At 39.4% G+C, this 19271-nt stretch carries 17 protein-coding genes; 4 read left to right on the top strand and 13 right to left on the bottom strand.

Features of this window, described 5'->3' with window-relative positions:
* Positions 1-137 precede the first annotated feature (137 nt).
* The 5 genes from GSQ74_RS18545 to GSQ74_RS18525 form a co-directional block, all read right to left on the bottom strand.
* On the bottom strand, positions 138-842 hold the full coding sequence (locus tag GSQ74_RS18545) for a hypothetical protein (RefSeq protein ID WP_158995708.1): 705 nt from the start codon (positions 840-842) through the stop codon (positions 138-140).
* Positions 842-1609 (bottom strand): T9SS type A sorting domain-containing protein, encoded by a 768-nt coding sequence (locus GSQ74_RS18540; RefSeq protein WP_158995707.1) that lies wholly within the window; start codon positions 1607-1609, stop codon positions 842-844. The genes GSQ74_RS18545 and GSQ74_RS18540 overlap by 1 nt, the downstream gene beginning before the upstream one ends.
* Complete coding sequence (locus GSQ74_RS18535) at positions 1582-2100, bottom strand: DUF2961 domain-containing protein (RefSeq protein WP_256366321.1); 519 nt, start codon at positions 2098-2100, stop codon at positions 1582-1584. The genes GSQ74_RS18540 and GSQ74_RS18535 overlap by 28 nt, the downstream gene beginning before the upstream one ends.
* A 91-nt stretch (positions 2101-2191) precedes the next feature.
* Entirely contained in the window at positions 2192-2410 is a 219-nt protein-coding gene (locus GSQ74_RS18530) for a DUF2961 domain-containing protein (RefSeq protein WP_158995705.1), read from the bottom strand.
* Between the two features lie 391 nt (positions 2411-2801).
* Positions 2802-2978, bottom strand: a complete 177-nt coding sequence (locus GSQ74_RS18525; protein WP_158995704.1) for a hypothetical protein — start codon at positions 2976-2978, stop codon at positions 2802-2804.
* Positions 2979-3248: 270 nt separating this feature from the next.
* Between GSQ74_RS18525 and GSQ74_RS18520 the strand changes: the two genes are divergently transcribed.
* The 4 genes from GSQ74_RS18520 to GSQ74_RS18505 all read left to right on the top strand — a co-directional run bounded on the left by GSQ74_RS18520 (position 3249) and on the right by GSQ74_RS18505 (position 7962).
* Positions 3249-4547 (top strand): ammonium transporter, encoded by a 1299-nt coding sequence (locus GSQ74_RS18520; RefSeq protein ID WP_158995703.1) that lies wholly within the window; start codon positions 3249-3251, stop codon positions 4545-4547.
* Positions 4548-4657: 110 nt separating this feature from the next.
* Positions 4658-5668 (top strand): glutamine synthetase beta-grasp domain-containing protein, encoded by a 1011-nt coding sequence (locus GSQ74_RS18515; RefSeq protein WP_158995702.1) that lies wholly within the window; start codon positions 4658-4660, stop codon positions 5666-5668.
* 261 nt (positions 5669-5929) lie between these two features.
* On the top strand, positions 5930-6604 hold the full coding sequence (locus tag GSQ74_RS18510; protein ID WP_158995701.1) for a response regulator transcription factor: 675 nt from the start codon (positions 5930-5932) through the stop codon (positions 6602-6604).
* Entirely contained in the window at positions 6601-7962 is a 1362-nt protein-coding gene (locus GSQ74_RS18505; protein ID WP_158995700.1) for a HAMP domain-containing sensor histidine kinase, read from the top strand. The genes GSQ74_RS18510 and GSQ74_RS18505 overlap by 4 nt, the downstream gene beginning before the upstream one ends.
* Positions 7963-8504: 542 nt before the next feature.
* On the opposite strand, the gene GSQ74_RS18500 is transcribed toward GSQ74_RS18505, so the two are convergent.
* From GSQ74_RS18500 to GSQ74_RS18465, 8 genes are all read right to left on the bottom strand, one after another.
* A complete protein-coding gene (locus tag GSQ74_RS18500) occupies positions 8505-8870 on the bottom strand; it encodes a hypothetical protein (protein WP_158995699.1) in 366 nt (121 codons plus the stop codon).
* Positions 8871-8982: 112 nt separating this feature from the next.
* Entirely contained in the window at positions 8983-10254 is a 1272-nt protein-coding gene (locus tag GSQ74_RS18495) for a condensation domain-containing protein (RefSeq protein WP_158995698.1), read from the bottom strand.
* A 15-nt stretch (positions 10255-10269) separates the two neighbouring features.
* The gene (locus GSQ74_RS18490) at positions 10270-11529 is read right to left on the bottom strand and encodes a condensation domain-containing protein (protein ID WP_158995697.1); all 1260 of its coding nucleotides are present in this window, start codon (positions 11527-11529) and stop codon (positions 10270-10272) included.
* 4 nt (positions 11530-11533) lie between these two features.
* Positions 11534-12739, bottom strand: a complete 1206-nt coding sequence (locus GSQ74_RS18485) for a glycosyltransferase (protein ID WP_158995696.1) — start codon at positions 12737-12739, stop codon at positions 11534-11536.
* A gap of 6 nt (positions 12740-12745) precedes the next feature.
* On the bottom strand, positions 12746-13954 hold the full coding sequence (locus GSQ74_RS18480) for a glycosyltransferase (RefSeq protein WP_158995695.1): 1209 nt from the start codon (positions 13952-13954) through the stop codon (positions 12746-12748).
* Positions 13955-13958: 4 nt separating this feature from the next.
* A complete protein-coding gene (locus GSQ74_RS18475; protein ID WP_158995694.1) occupies positions 13959-14738 on the bottom strand; it encodes an alpha/beta fold hydrolase in 780 nt (259 codons plus the stop codon).
* Complete coding sequence (locus GSQ74_RS18470; RefSeq protein ID WP_158995693.1) at positions 14729-15025, bottom strand: acyl carrier protein; 297 nt, start codon at positions 15023-15025, stop codon at positions 14729-14731. Before GSQ74_RS18470 ends, GSQ74_RS18475 begins: the two co-directional genes overlap by 10 nt.
* A complete protein-coding gene (locus GSQ74_RS18465) occupies positions 15013-19269 on the bottom strand; it encodes a type I polyketide synthase (protein WP_158995692.1) in 4257 nt (1418 codons plus the stop codon). The genes GSQ74_RS18470 and GSQ74_RS18465 overlap by 13 nt, the downstream gene beginning before the upstream one ends.
* Positions 19270-19271 lie beyond the last annotated feature (2 nt).

Genomic DNA, 19271 nt, shown 5'->3' with positions numbered 1-19271 from the left:
AGGGCTCGACCAATATTAAAAAGCATTTTTTTTAGATTTGTGAAGGTGAGCCTTTTGAAATCATACTTTCAGGTTTTCGATTCGCTATGGCTACAAAAATCTACATTAAATTATTCAAATAGCTGTAAACTCCTTTATCAATTTGTCGTAAATTCTACAACATCCGAAGTGGAGGTATTGTTGTTACTATCGCGGGTAGCGATTTTCCAATAATAGGTGGCGTTTGAATTTATCACTACATTGCTTATCCCCTGCGTTGTGACGTGGCTTTTATAGAGCGGGGGCGATGCCGTCAGTCCCAAATATACATCATAATCCACGATATCATTATCGACAGCCCCGCCTTTCCAGTTTAATGTAATTTCGCCGGATGGTGGCACAGCAATGTTCTGTCCAGTTACCGGACTTAAATTATCAGCAGGAAAAGGCGCATACGTGGTTACTCCCGCCCCCGAATTATAAAATTTCCAGGTGTCGCTTTTTGCGGTGCTGCTGCTTTGATTAGACTTAGACACAACATACCATGAATAAGGTGTGTTTCGACTGACTTGTATATCAGCGCTGTTACTTCCTGTGTTTGTAGCCAGCGTATCGCCTGTCAGCAAATTTTTTGTAACAACCACATAACTGTCGGAGTTAAGGCCGTTGTTCCATTGAAACTGAATCGTGCTCTGCGATGCGGAAATAACTGTACCTGACACACAAATCGCGTTCTGCGCCGGGAAGACTAATGCAGCGGCCTTTGGAGACGGTGGTGTGGGTGATATATTGTCTGAATTTTTGCCGCCGCCGCAGCCCGCCATTACTAACCCAAGTCCTAATATTAAAAAAAAGTATCTCATTATTTTACAACTTTAAATACAACTAATGTGGAATTAAGATTAAGTGTTAGCACATAAGCACCGATCATTAAATTAGATACATCCACTTGCAATTTGCCATCGTTATTTATGGTCTCCTTGTTATAAACTATTCTGCCAAATGAGTTAGTAATTTTTACCCCAACAGTTGGTACCTTACTGCCCCCCAGGTCGATATTCAACATATTGGTAAATGGCACCGGGTAAACAGCGATAACATTCATGTCAATCACCTTTTGAATTACGCCTTGGCACTTCTTGTCGGTGTAAATTTGCATTTGATTGGCGACGTTATTTAGCGGCAGGTTCACTTGGTTAGCATTAGTTTGGTACATTTTTCCATTAAGGTTAATGTAATAGATATTAGCCCCTGCCAAATCTATCGTCACTGTCCGTGAGGTTTGATTTACAACTGAATATGCCGAAAGTAATTTCGGTTCAGTTACAGTTACCGAGTAACACCGCTGAAAAGTACTATTCCCAGATATACCTATACATACATTATATGCACCTGTATCAAGGCTATTGATAGTCAGGCTATCGGTAAATGTAAGGCTCTTGTTAAACCCTCCCGGGCCGGTCACTATAACAGTATAGTTTAACGCCTCCTGAGCTTTAATGCCGATGGAACCATTTGCACTGCCACGGCACGATGCACTGGTAACAGAAACCGCAAAATTGCTGCCAGGTAATACCACATTCTTATTCTGAATAACAACATTCAAAACAGATGTTTTTTGCAAATCCATAACATTGCATTTTGAAATCCATACCAGTAAGTGGTCGCGGCAAAATCTGCAAAACCATTTTCCCAACCCAGCGTTTCCAGGCTATAACGGAATGATTTCTTAAAAGGCACTGCGTCCAGGTTTCTTGTACGAGTAAAGGTGTTGTACCCATACGAGTCTGGATTATCTGCTCGCGGCGCATTTGCAAACGGTGTTTGATACAATACTACGGGTGCCCAAAAAGTGTTGTAATAATCTTTCGTGCCAGTGCCATACTCGTCTGGAAAACTGGAATTATCAACCCATAACTTTTGATCGCCCTCCCCATACCATTTATGCATATGGTTGTAAACTGCAAAGGTATCGCCAATAAAAACCCCCTTACCGACTATGCTGTTGAAATTCCAATCTGTTGGCCTATCCGCCTCACTCTGTTTAATGGCTACATTATTTTCGTTTCTCCAGTCCGCATGAAAATACATTGTATTCTTGTCCCACCTATATTTGGCAATTACCGCTTTTACTGCAATAATGACTTTACCGATACCTGTATAATAATGGTTATTTTGGCGGAATTACTGTAGGGCATTACCCAATTACAATTCAGCGTGCTATCTTTACCGAACGATACCAACTTTTTAATGGATGACCACCAACCCCGCTTCCGAAGAAATCCCCCAACGGACACCAAACAGTCTGTTTTCCATCAAATTCAATTTTGAGAATTGTTGATCGTAGTGCCTGTTCATAATTTTCATTTGTGTCTTTTTGTAACTTAATAATAAGATAGCGAATGGCCGCATTCCCAATGGGCAAATTCATAGCTGATTCCGTATTAGGCAGAATTGTCTTATTTATCACGGTTTGCGCACCTTTTACTATGGTATCAGGATGTAACAATTTGTAATTAACAACTGATTGTATTTTTAAGTGCTTTTAGATCACTGGTTTTAAATGTTTTTACGCTTGTGCCTTTTTTGTAGATTCGATAGTTAATCTGGTAGTATCTGTGTACGAATCTTCCTGATTCCTGGGCATAGCGTATTCCCATCTTTGCCCTACGTCTGATGGTAAATAATTACTGGTTCGCCATCATTGTATTTAAAGGCGCGATTCATAAAAATCATAGGGTCTGATGTATCTTATTTCCGGACTTTTAAATCTTCAGCAACGGCTGGAATTATTTTTTTGATAACAGGCGGGTATAAATTGATCAGAATTTCTTCTCATCATCAAGCAAGCAAATATCTCCGTATTCAGAAACTCCATACTCCGAGCGCGTTTTTGCATCCCGCTCTGCAAATTTTTTATTTGTCTTCTTTTTGGGTCCAATTAAAGGCACAATCAGAACAGCGGCAAGTAAAAACATATAAAAGGTTGTCGAAATCATATAAAATTTATTAAAAGCGCTAATATTTTATCACAAACTCTGATTTTTACTTATTTAAAGAATTTTTTGACCAGTATTTTAATAAAAAATGCTTGTTTTCAATAAAATTAAATCAAATACACGCAATTACCGACATACATTTTAAATTCTAAGGTTTTTTTAAGTTTTCACATTAATTATACATCTATTTTAGCCATTGTTCAACGAAAACTTAAAAAAGGCTTAATAAATAATCACTCATTTTAACACACTTAAACTAAAATTTTAAACATGAAAAAACTTATACCTTTTGGCATTCTTATTATTGTTGTAATACTTGCCCTCTTATTTCCCGCTGCTAACCTGACACCGACCAAAGTCCCGTTCGATAAGGCGGATACAGCATGGTTGCTTATTTCTACAGCCCTGGTATTATTAATGACTCCCGGCCTGGCGTTCTTTTATGGCGGCATGGTTAGTAAGAAAAATGTAATCTCAACTATGCTTCAAAGTTTCGTTTGTATGGGGCTGATTACCATTATCTGGGTGGTATTTGGTTTCAGCCTCGCCTTTGGCACTGACGTCGGCGGCCTGGGGCTTATTGGAAACCCCAAGTCGTTTTTTATGATGCAAAACACATTGGGTGTAGCATGGGGTTCTATTCCTGTGATACTTTTTGCGATGTTTCAGTTAAAATTTGCCGTTATCACACCCGCATTAATTACTGGCGCTTTTGCTGAACGTATCCGTTTCAATTCATATCTTATCTTCATTGCTCTCTTTAGCATATTTATTTATACTCCACTTGCCCATGCCACATGGCATGCTGATGGTTTGTTCTATAAAATGGGAGTACTTGATTTTGCCGGTGGAACCGTTGTCCATATGTCTGCCGGCTGGGCTGCCCTGGCATCTGCCTTATACTTAAAGAAACGTTATGCAGCGGAGGCTCCTCATACACCAGCCCGTATCAGTTACGTGATATTAGGAACGGGTTTACTTTGGTTCGGGTGGTTCGGATTTAATGCGGGTTCCGCGTTAGGCTCTACCGAATTGGCAGCTACTGCTTTGGCTACTACCACTACGGCTTCCGCTGCCGCTGCTATGGCTTGGATATTCTTTGATGTATTAAGAGGAAAAAAACCATCTGCTTTAGGTGCTTGTATTGGCGCGGTGGTAGGTTTAGTCGCAATTACTCCTGCTGCGGGTTTTGTAACCGTATCAAGTTCTTTAATAATTGGCATAGTTTCGGCAGTAGTAAGTAACCTGGTTGTGATCTGGCGCTCAAAAACCAGCATTGATGACACTTTGGATGTTTTTCCTTGTCACGGTGTTGGTGGTATGATGGGAATGTTGCTTACCGGCATATTTGCTACCAAAAGTGTAAACAGTGCAGGGACGGACGGCTTATTTTATGGAGATACTTCTTTGTTTGGTAAACACTTAGTCGCCTTGGTTGCTGTTTCAGTTTTTGCATTTTTCGGGTCACTTCTCCTGCTTAAGCTGACCGATTTGATTAGTCCACTGCGTGTAACTCCAGAGGAAGAACTCATAGGTCTCGATGTAAGTCAACATGATGAAGAACTGTAGTTCACCTGCTAAACGAACCACATATCAGAAACAAGCCGGATGCATTTTTTGCAAGATACCGGCAAATAAAATATCTTATTATCCAACAACCTCACTAAAAAAAGCAAACAATGGCAACAAAACTCGAATACATCTGGCTTGACGGCTACAAACCGACACAAAGCCTTCGTAGCAAAACAAAAATCGTTGAAAATTTTAACGGCAAAGTAGAAGATCTGGAAAATTGGAGCTTTGATGGTTCTTCAACCGAACAGGCGCCAGGTGGTTCGTCAGACTGTATATTAAAACCAGTATTTGTTGTTCCTGATCCGCAAAGGAAAAGGGCTTACTTAGTAATGTGCGAAGTATTGGATTCTAAAGGGCAGCCGCATGAGTCAAACGGCCGTGCGCTTATCCAGGATGATGACAATGATTTTTGGTTTGGCTTTGAGCAGGAATATTTCCTATGGGATCCTGCAACCAACAAACCCCTTGGTTTTCCGGCTGGTGGTTACCCAGGCCCGCAAGGCCCTTACTACTGTTCCATTGGCACCAAGAATGCTTACGGCCGAGAAATAGTTGAAGAGCACCTGGATACTTGTTTGGAAGCGGGTTTGAACGTTGAAGGTATCAATGCTGAGGTTGCCGCCGGACAGTGGGAATTTCAAATATTTTCAAAAGGCGCTAAAGAAGCCGGCGATCAGATCTGGGTTGCACGTTACCTGTTGGAAAGAATAGGTGAAAAACATGGAGTTTCAATTAACTGGCATTGTAAACCGCTTGGTCAATTAGACTGGAACGGGTCCGGTATGCATGCTAACTTCTCAAATACATTATTACGTACAGCAAACAGCAAAGCTAAACTTGAAGCTGTGTGCGAGGCTTTCCGCCCCGCAGTTGCTGAGTGTATAGCTGTTTACGGTGCTGATAACAACATGCGCCTAACGGGTAAACACGAAACTGCTTCTATCACCGATTTTAGCTATGGTGTATCTGATCGTGGTGCTTCTATCCGTATTCCTCTTTACGCGGTAGATCATGGCTGGAGCGGTTACCTTGAAGATCGTCGTCCAAATTCAGCTGCTGACCCATACAAAGTAGCTGCCGTCATCATCAAAACCGTTAAATCAGCTAAAGAATGATCGTTCAATAAATCCGCAGTGATAATAAAGCCGGCCCGATGAGGCAGGAAAAGCAGCAGCAGGTAAAGCTTTGAAATTAACATTACTTAATAAACCGGGGTTATTGCCTTGTGATGATCTTCGAGGGGCTATTTCCTAGAGTATGGATTTTTAGCTTTGCCCGAAGAACCTCCGCCCTATGGCGGAGGTTCTTGTTGCTTATAGAACGGAATGTTTCTTATATTCACAGAACGGGGTTAACATTAATAGCTTTATCAACTTATGTACAAGATTTTGCTTTTGGAAGACGATTATAAAATGGCTAACGAAGTGAAAATATATCTCGATAGCCAAGATCTTTTATGTGACATTGTATATGATGGGGGACTGTTTTTTAAGCATTTGCAAATTGAAAGCTATGATCTTTATGTACTTGATGTAAATGTCCCCCTGCTAAACGGCATCGAAGTATGTAAAAAGGTAAGAATGACCAATAAGTCAAAACCAATTCTTATATTAACCGCTTACAGTGATGTTGAAAATAAAATTATTGCATTTGACTCCGGAGCTGATGACTACCTGGTAAAACCCTTTTACCTGAAAGAGTTGTTGGCCCGTATAAAGGCATTATTACGGCGAAGCTATCCGCGGGAAAATGGTATGCCCACGGTTATTATTGATGATCTGATCATTTATACGGGTGAAATGAAAGTGACCAGAGCCGGGGCACTTATAAAGCTTACCCCAAAGGAGTATAAACTGATTGAATTACTGGCCCTGGCCGAAGGCAAACCGGTTTCCAAGCAAACCATTGCCACCAAAGTTTGGGGCATTAATTTTGAAACCGGCACCAACACCATTGAAGTATATATGAATTACTTGCGCAATAAAGTTGATAAAGGGCATACAAAAGCACTGCTGCATACCCGCGCCGGATTTGGTTATTATCTTAAATGAATTTAAAACAACGGTTCTCCTTCATCTTTAGCTGCCTGTTCTCCATAGTGCTGGCTACAGTTACCTTTACCGTATATAATCTTTTTTCCCATTTCAGGCAGGATGAATTTACCGCCCGTCTTGCTGAAAAAGCAGAAACCACTGCTAAGCTGCTTATCCAGGTTAAGGAAGTTGATTACAATATGCAAAAGATTATCGACCGCAATACCATTAATGATCTGTATAATGAAAAAACCCAGGTATACGATGGCAACAAAAAGCTGATATACAACAGCAGTGATACGGCAAAGTTTTATTGGTCGGCCGCCGAACTTGAAACCATTAAGGTTAAACACCGTGTATTTGAAAAAAGAGGGCACGAAGTACTATTAGGCCTGTATAATGTTATCGATAACAAAGCTTACTATGTAGTTATATCAGCCGAAGACAGCTTTGATAAAAACTTGAATTATTTAAGATTTCTATTGCTTGGAGCATTTTTGATAGGAACAATAATAGTATGGGTGTTATCATTTAGCCTAAGCAAAAAAGCGCTTAAGCCTCTCGACAATTTCAGCAAAAAAATACAAGGGATAACTGACGGCAACTTGAAGGTCAGGCTATCACAAACAGATGAAGAGGACGAGATGAATACATTAGCGCATTCTTTTAACCAAATGATGGACAGGATCAATAATGCCTACAACAGGCAGCGGGAATTTACAAATAATGCCTCGCACGAACTCCGGACACCACTGGCCCGTATTTCTGCCCAGATAGAAAATCTTTCACGCAAGAAGCGTCTCGATTCCGCAACTAAAGCTAATCTAAAAAACATATTTCAGGATACTTTCCAGCTTTCAGAAGTTATAAGTTCGCTGCTGGCCATTGCCGATATAAACAGCAGGGAGCATCGCCTTTCTTTTGCAAGTCTGCGGCTTGATGAAGTTGTTTTTTCAAGCGCTGCCGTGCTTTCAGGTATGTATCCTGATTTCAGATTGAAATTTGAAATAGAAAACAATACTGCTGAGGAAACTGATCTTGAAATTGCAGGCGATGAAACGCTGTTAAAAATAGCAATAACCAATCTGTTTAAAAATGCCTATATTTATTCGGATAACCGCGTAGCGGAATGTATAATAATTCAGCACGATAAACAAATTAAACTTATTATTACCAATAGTGGCGAAACGCCTGATGTTAAAGATACAGCCACCCTTTTTACGGCTTTTTACAGAGGAAGTAACATTGGCAATGTAGAAGGCAGCGGTATTGGACTGGGAATAGTGAAGCGTATTATAGAATATCATAATGCCACGATAGCGTACTCTATTGTTGATGACAATACTAGTCAGATAATAATTGTCTTTATGTCATAGCGGTTGAACTAGCAAGATGGTCTGCTGATGTCCGCAATCATTTTTAAACCATTTCAGCACGAAGAGATTGTTAATGACCTTTTGGGTAAAATGAAAAGAGATTTCGCGTTTAAGAGCGATTTGATCTCGCGGGATAATCCATTATTGACTTCATAAATACTAACTTATTATAATACACATCCCATCACACTTATAACACCGCTTATCTTAACGCAAATCCGGGCGTGAGAATGACAGGTTTACGTTAAGTCAAGCAGCCGCATTGTGCTGTCAAGCTGTTTCGGATGGCGCAGGAGAATCTGCGTAACAACCGCCGGCAGAGCCGTTACCTCCTACACGAAATTATTCCGATCATCAATAAGCGTGGATATTCCGGGTGGCTGGCCAGCCTATTCCGTACGCTATAGAACATCTATTTGTGTTGACTATCTGGAAAAATTGGCATTAACAGTCAATAAATTAATAGGATCACAGTGTTCCGGAATTGTCTATTTGTAATTCCGGAATGATGTAATCAATGACGCCGGAATATCCATTGGAAGTTAGAGGATGATTTTTTTTATCGGCAAAAGTGCAAAAATTATAGAAAGTATCCCTGCAATAATACCAAGGAGCACAGAGAGCGCTGTTCCGTTAAAGCCGTAATGATCGGGGATATTTATTTGCACGCATAGCGTAATCGTTAAAACAACAATTAATGTAGCCACGCCATTAATAGCCGCCATAGTAAACATGAATTTATTTTTTGTAAAACGATCAGGTAGCTCCAATATAGTATCATCTCGCTGAGAAAAAACAACAATTCTTTTTAAAATATCATAGGTAATGATAAAGGGCAACAGCAATGCCATAGGTAGTAAAAATCTAGCAAAACAATACTTGCCCTGGAACAAATAAACGGTATTCATACTTCTAAGAGTAAGGTATGGGATACAGCTATTGAAAATGATATTTGGGAAAATATACCGAAGAAGATTCTTCCTTATAAATTTCCTGAACGTAATATCATCTTTATGTTGTTTAAGCATAAAACACTATATCTTCCTTTAACAATAATTGTGATACCTTATCCTTTATAGCTTCGGCCTCTGCTTCATTTAAAAAGCTATTGTTTGAACAAATTACAAAGTCCATTTGTCCTTTAAATGTAGATATCACGGCAGTATTGGCATTCCTCCACGGCATTGATACATTGGGGCTGTAAATAGTCTCTACTTCGAAAGAATCATATTGTTCCTGAATGTTTAATCTCCCCATATTTGAAAGGGTAATATCGTGACTGCCTTCAGTTGATTTTAAAAGCTTTATCATCCCTTTTACCGAACCTTGAAAATACTCGCTCATTGCCAGTAATTCATAAACTTCCATCGCCGCTATTTTACTGTCCAAATCGCTCTTTAACTTTTTTGCTTTCGACCAAAAATCTATTTCGCCATATTTATCAATCGTAAGTTCGGTAATAGGGGCAAATGCAAACATATTGTCGTCTTTTATCTCTTTGATAAATCTTCGTATGTCAACCGGGCAAATTACCTTGCCATGTGCTTTGCCTCCTTTTATTTCTTTAAATGCTTCTAAAAAGGCAACACATAAAGCAGCATGCACCGTTACTCCATTAACTTTACACTTAACCATTAACCCCGACGTTTCTTCGGTATTTAATTTCCAGTGAAGCATATAGTTATCACCCAATGGCTTTTTAACACGGGTGGGCTTGAAAAGAAAAAACAATTTTGCCAAACCCGAAAATAACAGGGCCTTAAAAATTTGTTTGCCGTTGGCGGTAAATGATGCTGAAACTAATTCCTTTACCGAATTAAAAAAAGGATAACCGGCTAATTCTTTTTCCGGATGATCTAATAACAAGAGCAGTTCACCCATTAATGATGCAAAAGATGTTCCGTCACTAATACAATGCGCACAAGTTAATAACAGGTCTGATACGTTTTCACCTTTTATCCAAACAATTCTGATCAGTGGTTTATTTTCATCAATAAATAAATCCGCCAATTCTGCTTTAGACTGAATTTTCCAATCATCATCATTATTCCTTTCAACTAACCTTACCGAAATTTCGGCAATGTTATCATTCAAAACAAAATATGGGATTCCCTTTTTATCTTCTTTAATTGTTGTTCGCAATAAATAATGCTTCTGCTGTATTTTATGTAATGCGTTACGTAATAGCCCTTCCGAAAAATCACCCCGTATTTTAACAGTAAACACACAATTAAGTGGCGTATATTCGTCAACATACATTATCCTTTCGCCAACAATTAATTTTCTTCTCATATCAAACCGCGCATTTTAAATAGCAAGTTGTGTTGAAATTATTTCTATTATTTTGTCTTTTATAGCTAAAGCGTCAACATACGGAACATACCCTTCGCTTACTATAAAAGTAAAATCCATTATCTCTTTATAGGTAGAAGTAAGTAAGGTAGTTGTATTGCCTAAGGGCCCAATTACTGATGGGCTAAATATGGTTTCTATTGTAAAGGATTTATACTCGTAAGGAATATTTATCCTTCCCAAATTTGAAAACATACAATCGTTGCTTGATTTGGATTTTTTTAATAGCCTGGTAAAGTTATGCAGGGCAGGATGCGCATTTTCCATTGCCATGAGGGTGCTGTAAGGATTTAATTTTTCGGTTTTCCGACTAATTTTCGTCTGAATTTTTTTGGCGTTGGTGAAAAAATCGAGCCCTTTATCAAGCGAAACGACTAACATTAAGCCAAATGCAAAAGTGTCATCCTTTTTTAATTGAGGCATAAACCTGCGAATATTTACCGGACATGAAATTTTATTGCAAAATTGTTCTTTCCTTACTGTCTTAAATGCAGTTAACACAGCCATACACAATGCTGTATTTACAGTAACGCCTTTTGATTTGCATTTACTAAATAACCTGCTGCTCAATTCTTTATCAAACTGCCAGTTGATGATATGATTATCCCCCTTTATATGCGGTTTCTTATTTACGGGTAGTAATTTCAGTCCAACTATTGCTAATGCTCCAATCATTTTTGCTTTTATAATATTCCATTTGTTTTTGAGTACATCTGCCGGTATTATATCTTCAACACTTAAAATATCATGCGGATCACCAATATCTGAATCCGGGTTATACAATAGCCGTAACAAATCATTTAAAATGGACATTGCACCTTCGCCATCACAAAAACAATGGTGCATAACCAAAAGTAATTCGGAAACTTCTGGTCCTTTTACCCAAACCAGTCGCATTAGCGGGGAGTCGCCGGTATCAAATGCCTTCGACCATTCCTTTACAGATTCGACTTGCCAATCATCGTCCGTTATACGGTCCATAATTCTGACAGAAATTTCGTCAACCTCGTTTTTGACTATAAACCAAGGCATGCCATGTTCGTCATTTTCAACTACAGCCCTTAATAAAGCGTGCTTTTGTTGTAATCTTTTAAGCGCGCAGGGCAAATATTCAACAGGAAAAACTCCTCTTATTTTTACAGGAAGCACTAGATTAAAAGGTTCAGTTCCGTCTCCGTGAAGCATACGCTCAGCAAATAGCAATTTTCTTTTCATGGTATTAATCAAAAGATGCTACCATTTGCGCCCTATTTGAAAACTCTTCAAGCAATTGTACCGCCCGGTCATTACCCCCTGCTTTTATAAATGTTTCCTGCACATTTTGCGCTGCGCTTTTATATTTCGGATTAGCCAACAATTCAAATACAGCATTTCTCATATCCACTGTACGTAGCCGTTTATAGCGAATTTTTATGCCACAACCTGCGTTTTCAATCAGTTTAGCAGTATGAAAATGATCATAGGCAATTGGTGTGATAAGCATAGGTAAGCCGTTCATAAAAGTGTCATTAACGGTATTAAAACCACCATGACATATCACCACATCCATTTCGGGCATTAATTCTGCCTGAGGAACAAAGCCATTAACTATAAAGTTATCCGGCCATTGTTCAAAAATATCAGGGTTGGTTGCTGCTATTATTGTAAGTTCTGTACCTGCAAAGGCATCAATAAGTTTTTGAAAAAACTCTTTCCTTATATCAACCAATAAAGTACCCAACGAAACAAAAACTTTAGGTGTTGTTACTATTTTCAGGCGTTCCCAATCAAAAGCAGCGTTATTTGGCCTACCTTTTACCGGGCCAACAAATTTCATGTGTGGCATAGGATCAGTAATACCGGCAAACTCCTGCGAAGTAAAAACGATATTCATCTTATTTGAATGAATCACTATTTCATCACCATATACACCAAACTCCTGCTGCAATCCTTTAACCAGATTTTGCTGCCATTCAAATATTTTAGGGGTGCTTTCGGCACTGTTGCCCATAACATCAGGCGGAACAGGTGTTGTTGTTACACAAGGTATCCCTTTAATATGAGCGCATAATGCACCAGCAAAGGTTATACAGTCATTCACAATTACATTGGGTTTCCAATCGTCAACTACCTTACCCAAACTATTCATCATTATGCGGGCAATTGGTATATAGGTTTCTTCCAGGGCAAGTTTCATTACTTCGGGGCCCGAACAAGCGGGGCCATCATCCTGGCGCTTTAGTATTTTTTGGAGCTCTTCCTGGTGTTCAAGTAAATCAGTTTCAGAATATATATATTCTCCGCCTGCCGGTATATGTTTATCTGCCAAAGGTGTTATACCAAACCATTTAACATTATGCCCGCGCGCAATTAAACTGGCACCTATACTAAGCGTAGGGCTTACATGACCAAAAAATGGAGGTACAACAAATAAAAATTTCGACATATATTTTTAATTATTTAATAATTGTATTGATTTATTAACACTCAACTTTACCAATAGCCCTGCTGCATGTGCAGTGCCCCCGGCGGCAGTGAAAGATGCACCTATTTGTTTCGATGCATCTTTATAAATGGTATTATTTAAAATTTCGCTCATTGCATCTTCAAGGTGATTGGCTTTAAAGCGATTAAAGTTTAATCTTAAACCTGCCCCGACTCTGACTACTCTGCCGGCCACGTGAGATTGATCATAAGCAATTGGAATAACCACCATTGGTAAGCCGTTTAACAGGGCCTCACATACCGTATTATGTCCGCCGTGGCATACAATTGCATCAAGATGCGGGAGTAGTTCTAATTGCGGAACATGGCGCTGCACTATGAAATTTGAAGGCCATAAATCAACTAAGTCAGGATCGGCAACTACAATTACGACCAGGTGTTTTTCTCCAAAGGCTTCGATAACTTTTTTAAAGAAGTCTTTCTTATGCTCATGAGCAAAAGTCGTCCCGATGCTTACCAGTATTTTAGGCCGGCCTTCCATTAGCTCTAATTTGCCCCAATCAAATGCAATTTTGTCTTTTCTTTCATGTATCACAGGCCCAACAAATACATAGTTGTCTGGCAATGTCATTTCACCAAAAAATGCTTTCGATGTAAGCACCAGGGTCATTAGGTTTGAACAGGCGATAGAGCCGTCTCCTTCAATACCCAATTCTTTTTGAAGGGATACTATTTGCTTCACCTCCCATTCATGAACCTTTGGTAGCTCATCCATCACTTTTATAGCAGCAGGTGCCGTAACAGAAGTAACATAAGGGATATTTTTATTAACCGCCGCTATAGCCCCTGCAAACATTTGATGATCGGTGATAATTAAATCGGGTTTATACTGGTGGAGCAAATTCAAAATACCTTCATAACTATAGCGATTAAGCGGTATAAATACGTCCTCGTATAAAAACTTAATACTATCTATACCATAAACTATTTTTTTGGTGATAATATCGAGGTATTTTTCACTATCCTGCTTTTGCTGATCATTTTCTGCATATTGTATTAACAGCAGTCTGGCTCCCTCAGGAAGTTTTGTCTGTAAAGAACTATCCAGACTAATCCAAGCTACCTCATGCCCAAGCTGCAACAATACTGTTCCGATGCTTATGGTTGGATTAATATGGCCCGTTAAGGGCGGAACTATAAATACAAATTTTGCCATATTACTACAGGGGGCTTAATATTGCTTGTTTTAAAAACGAGTCCATTTTATTTGCAACAATTACCGGTTCTTGTATGGGGATATTATGATCACCGTTCAACTCCAATAATTGTGAATGCTTCAGCTTTTTTTCCAGTTGTTTACCAGCATCCAGGCAATTGGAGCTGGCTCCATAAATCAATAGTGTTTCTTTGGATACCTTAAGCAGTTCCTCTGCTTTAAAAAAATCACGTTCAATCAGCATATCACTTTTTATAGTGGTTTCATGAAATAGATATTCATACATACGATGATTGCGCTCCATTTGCCGTTTTCCCATTTTAACTTTGGTGGTATCCGTAAAATTTTCAACATAGTGTTCTAAAAACTCCTTGTTGTAATCGTCAATAATATCCCGGGTTTTATCATCGTCAGGATCCGGGGCTTCTATTAGCACCAGTTTTTTTACTTTATCCGGATAACGGATGGCCATTTTTAAAGCAATCAACCCGCCAAAACTGTACCCAACTACATGCACAGAAGATAGTTGCAAACTATTGAGCAAATCCAGCACGTCATCTGTCATACTATTCAGGTCGTATCCGTGGGTTACCCTTTCGCTCATACCATGACTTTTCAGATCATACATCACCACATGAAAATGCCTGGCCAAAATGGGTGCAATATTAAAATAGTAAACAGAAAGATTGCTAAACATGCCATGAATTAACAGTACGGTTTCCCGGCCTTCTTTATTCAATTCCTGTATATGTACCTTTCTGTTATTTATATTAATTATTGGCATTCTTCAATGTAATTAACAATTGTGCCTAAATCAAGGTTGATTAATTGGTCAAGATCCATGTTTGACAACCAGCCGGTAAAATCAATCTGATCGCCGAAGTGTGCCTTTATTTTTTCTGAGAACGACACAATTTCAATACTATCCATTTCAAGATCTTTGGTAAAAGAGCTTTCCATCGTGATATCCATTTCTTCAACAAACTCCTCGCCTATTACCTCTGTAATAAACTGTTTCATCAAATCAAATATCTCATCGTTATTTAGCTTTGCTGCTGCTATATTGTCCATCCTATTATATAATTTTTATGTTTGATTGTTTTTATTGTGATTCCGTTTATGCTTAAATCATCCCCAATAATTGATTCTACTGTATACGCTTTAGGGTTGCCCTGCAAACCTTTTCCCAAATACTTGCCGTAAGCCTCTTTAGCCACCCAAAACCGGGTTGCCCATTCATCTTTGTTTTTATCTGCCAGTAAGTCTTGTTCACTTACTGAAAACACCATTTCAAAAAAGCCTTCGCTACGGGTTTCAATACGTTCAATATCAATGCCGACTGACTTATCATATTGTGCAATACCCACTGCATCGGTTCCTTTGTGAGCGATAGATATATGAATATCTTTGGTCATGCCACCATCCGGGTAAGGCTTGCCAACTTCGCTGGCTTTGATCTCAAATTCTATCGGAAAGCAGGGTTGCTCCTTTGTTTTTTTCAGCAGATTTCTAACTGCATCTTTCACCGCCACCCGGCTAATGATCCATTCTTTTCGCTTATTGGGCAACAAGGAGTTGTGATGCTTCTTCTCGCCCTGATTAAAATATCTTTTTAGTATAAAATCCCATGAAACTACACGGCTATACGCATTATGAAACATAAATACCCCAGGTGCAATTTCTTCAGATAAGCAATTATTTAAAGGCGACATGGATACTTTCCACAAAGCTTCATCAATTTCAAGCCGCCTGTTTTGCCAGCCGGTTATAATGGCCCATACCTGCCCGTTCCGTTTCATCATAAAATCAGCCGTGGCAAATTCATCGTTCAGTTCGGTAAGTACACAAGTGCATTCAAATTCACCAGCCTGATCTTTAAAATCAGTGAAAAATTCTATTTCCTGAATTTTCACGGGGAAAGCTATACGGTCCTTAGTAAGCGTAAGCTGCAGCCATAAGCCAAATAGTTGCCCAGCATTATCCAGCAGTGATCCTTTGCCTACACCGCCCTCAATAATACCGGTAATGCCTTTTTCACCAACTGCTACTATTTTTTTTATCCCTTGATAACCAGGGCCATGAAACATATGTTCTTCATATATCTGCTCACTGGTTTTGCTTATATCTAATAATTCCCCCGTATCGAAATTTTGCGCCCATATTTTAGCATATTGATTGGCTAATACTAACTCAGCATTGGCAAAACGCTCTAAGTTTAAATAAACTACTTGCTGGCTTTTCCATTCGCCGGCAATTGTTTCTCTGAATGGTTTGGCTACATTCATCCATTGAAACACTTTAACATTCATAATCTTTTGTACCAATTCCCCCGGTGCCTGTTCTGCTGCAGTTTCAGCAAACAACTCAAAAATCATAGTCATCGGTATAACCGGGTCCATATCATCAACATTAGGCCAGTTTTTGGGCTGCCGCAGTAATGAATGATCAACCAGATAAGGGCAATTATGTAACGTAATATCTAACTCCTTAAAAAATGGCACCCTTACTGCATGTTCGGGTTTTACAGGTACAAGTGGCTTTGCAGGCTGCACTAATCTGTTTTGGAATAACTGAAGCAATTCTGTTTGCATATCAATCATTTCTGCTACATTATCATTGAAAGCTTGCATCACCGGGTGTGCAGCGTCCTGCAACAGCACTTCTTTTCTATTAATATTTAAAGGTTGTTTTAAAGTTAAATCTTTGATACTTGTAAGGTTGCCTATCAAAGGCGACCCAAGTTGAAGCATAATTCCGTTTTTAACAGGTGCACGGGCGTTTCCATACCCCATTAAGTTTAAACTTATTTCTTTACCTTCAATAAATAAAGCAGCGAGCACGCGCTGTAATTGTGCCATACCCCCGCGTATCGGAACACTGGAGGATACCGCGTTATAATCTTTACCCCGTAAAGTATCATCAATAAATCCAATTAATCCTCCTGAACCAACCTGTATAAACACCCTCGCTCCTTCGTGGTAAAGCCGCTCGGTAAGCTCGCGGAAGCGTACCGGCTTTAACAGGTGCTCAACACTTAACTGCCTTATGGCTTCAAAACCTTCGGGGTAAAGCTCTAAAGTGGTGGCAGACCATAGCGGAAATTTAGTTTTCCGGAACTGTATATTACTCATACCTTCTAATATCACATCCAGCTTATCAGCTATAAAAGGCGAATGAAACCCCGATTGAAAAGGTAAAACCTGATGAAATACCTGCTGCGCTTTTAAAATCGGGATCAGCCTGGCAATTGCCGTAGTATCTCCGCAAAGAATCACCTGCTGCGGGCAATTATCATTTGAGAGGTATAAATTTTGAATATCTTTAATGATGGGATTAAGCTTGTCAAGACCGCATCCTACGGCAATAAACCGCGAATCTTTTAAATCAAAAGTTTCAGGGTTAAGGTAATTTAACAAGTTTAATACCGAAGATTCTTCAGCCAACTCCGATGATCTGGCAGCTAACCATTCTCCAAGACTATGCCCCGCGTTCATGTCAGGCAGAACGCCCATTTTTTTAAGAGCGATATCTAATACGCTACTTTTATTTAATATGCCTAATGCTTCATGTAATAAACTTTCGCCTTTAGTTTTTTCATCCTGCGGAATGTTAAAATGCGCTATTACACTTTCAACCTCGCCCCCGGCCAAGCCGTCAAGACCCGGAAATACAAATGCTATTTTACCGCCGTTTATTAAAAGAGGCTTGTTCGTGTACCAAATATCCTGTTTATTACGCCATGGCATATTTTTAGCAGCTATTTTAGCCGCCTTTTTAAGTCTTTCGGGAGTGGGGTCAAATATGGCAATACGATATTTTCCGTCGCCCTTTTCCTGATCATTTGATTCTATAGCAGTTATCAGCGCTTCATTACTATCGCGGGCAAGCAATAAAACAGCATCTGTTTTATTAGCAACAACAGGCTGTAGTTTTTCAGAATTATAACCTTCGAGCACTACGTGTGCATTGATACCTCCAAAGCCAAAAGCATTAACCCCTGCAACCCTGGGTAAGCCACAGGTACTCCAAACTTGAGCATTTTGTACAGGTTCAAAATGAGTGTTCTTCATTTGCTGCAATGGCTCATTACAATGCAATGTGGGAGGAAGAGTATCATGATACAATGCCAATGATGTTTTAATTAGCCCTGCAATGCCTGAAGCTGGCATCGCGTGCCCAATATTGGACTTTACACTGCCAATACCCGCTTTTGGCAATAGTTCATTACTACCAAAAACTTGTAATAACGTTTCTAATTCTGTTTTATCTCCTAAAGGTGTTCCTGTGCCATGTGCTTCAATGTATCCTATTTTACCGGTAGAGATCCCCGCGTTTTCCCAAGCTTGTTTAATTGCTTTAACCTGCCCTTTTACAGACGGGCTCATTACGCTGTTGCCGCTACCATCACTACTTACACCAATTCCTTTTACTACGGCATAAATTCTATCACCATCAGCAATAGCATCTTCTACTCGCTTTAATACTACAAAGCCACATCCTTCACCAATAATTAATCCATCGGCGTGTTCATCAAAAGGTTTTATTTCCCCTTTTTTTGATAGTGCCCCTAATTGGGTGAATATGCTCCAAAAAGCAGCGTTTTGCCCAACATGTACCCCTCCGGCTACAATCATATTACACCTGTTGCTGTTTAATTCTTGAACAGCATGATCAATAGCAATTAATGAACTGGCACAGGCTGCATCAAGCGTATAGGCTATGCCACCCATATTTAGCCTGTTTGCTACTAAAGACGCAACTAAATTGGGAATAAGCCCCATAGCTGTGTCGGGCCCAAAACGGCCTTTACGTATTTGAAAGTCTTTCTTTACTTTTTCAATTTCCGATTCAGTTAAATGCGGCAAAGCAGCTTTTAAAATCATCGCGATTTGCTCGCCAGTACGGATGATTTCGATTGCACGCGTAGCTCCGGGACCTGCATAATTTCCTTTACCAATAATAATTCCGGCTTTTTCAAGAGATCTGTTTTTTTCAAATACACCCGCATCTTCCAATGCGTTATATACCAGGCTCAGGGTTAATAATTGGTCGGGTTCCATACCTTCAACAGCTACAGGTAATATTCCAAAGTGCGCAGGATTAAACTCAAAATCAGGAATAAAACCACCCCTATTACAGTAAAAACGATCGACACCAGACGAACCCTGATCAAAATAAATTTCGTCAATTCTTTCCGCAGGAACTACTTTGATAGAATCAACCTTATTGATAATATTTTGCCAAAAGGCATCTTTGTCCGCGGCACCCGGAAAAATGCATGACATTCCAACAATGGCTATATCTGTTTTCTTCATTT

This window comes from Mucilaginibacter sp. L196, assembly GCF_009765905.1.
Classification (GTDB): Bacteria; Bacteroidota; Bacteroidia; order Sphingobacteriales; family Sphingobacteriaceae; genus Mucilaginibacter.
This window is presented reverse-complemented; position numbering and strand designations above follow the sequence as displayed.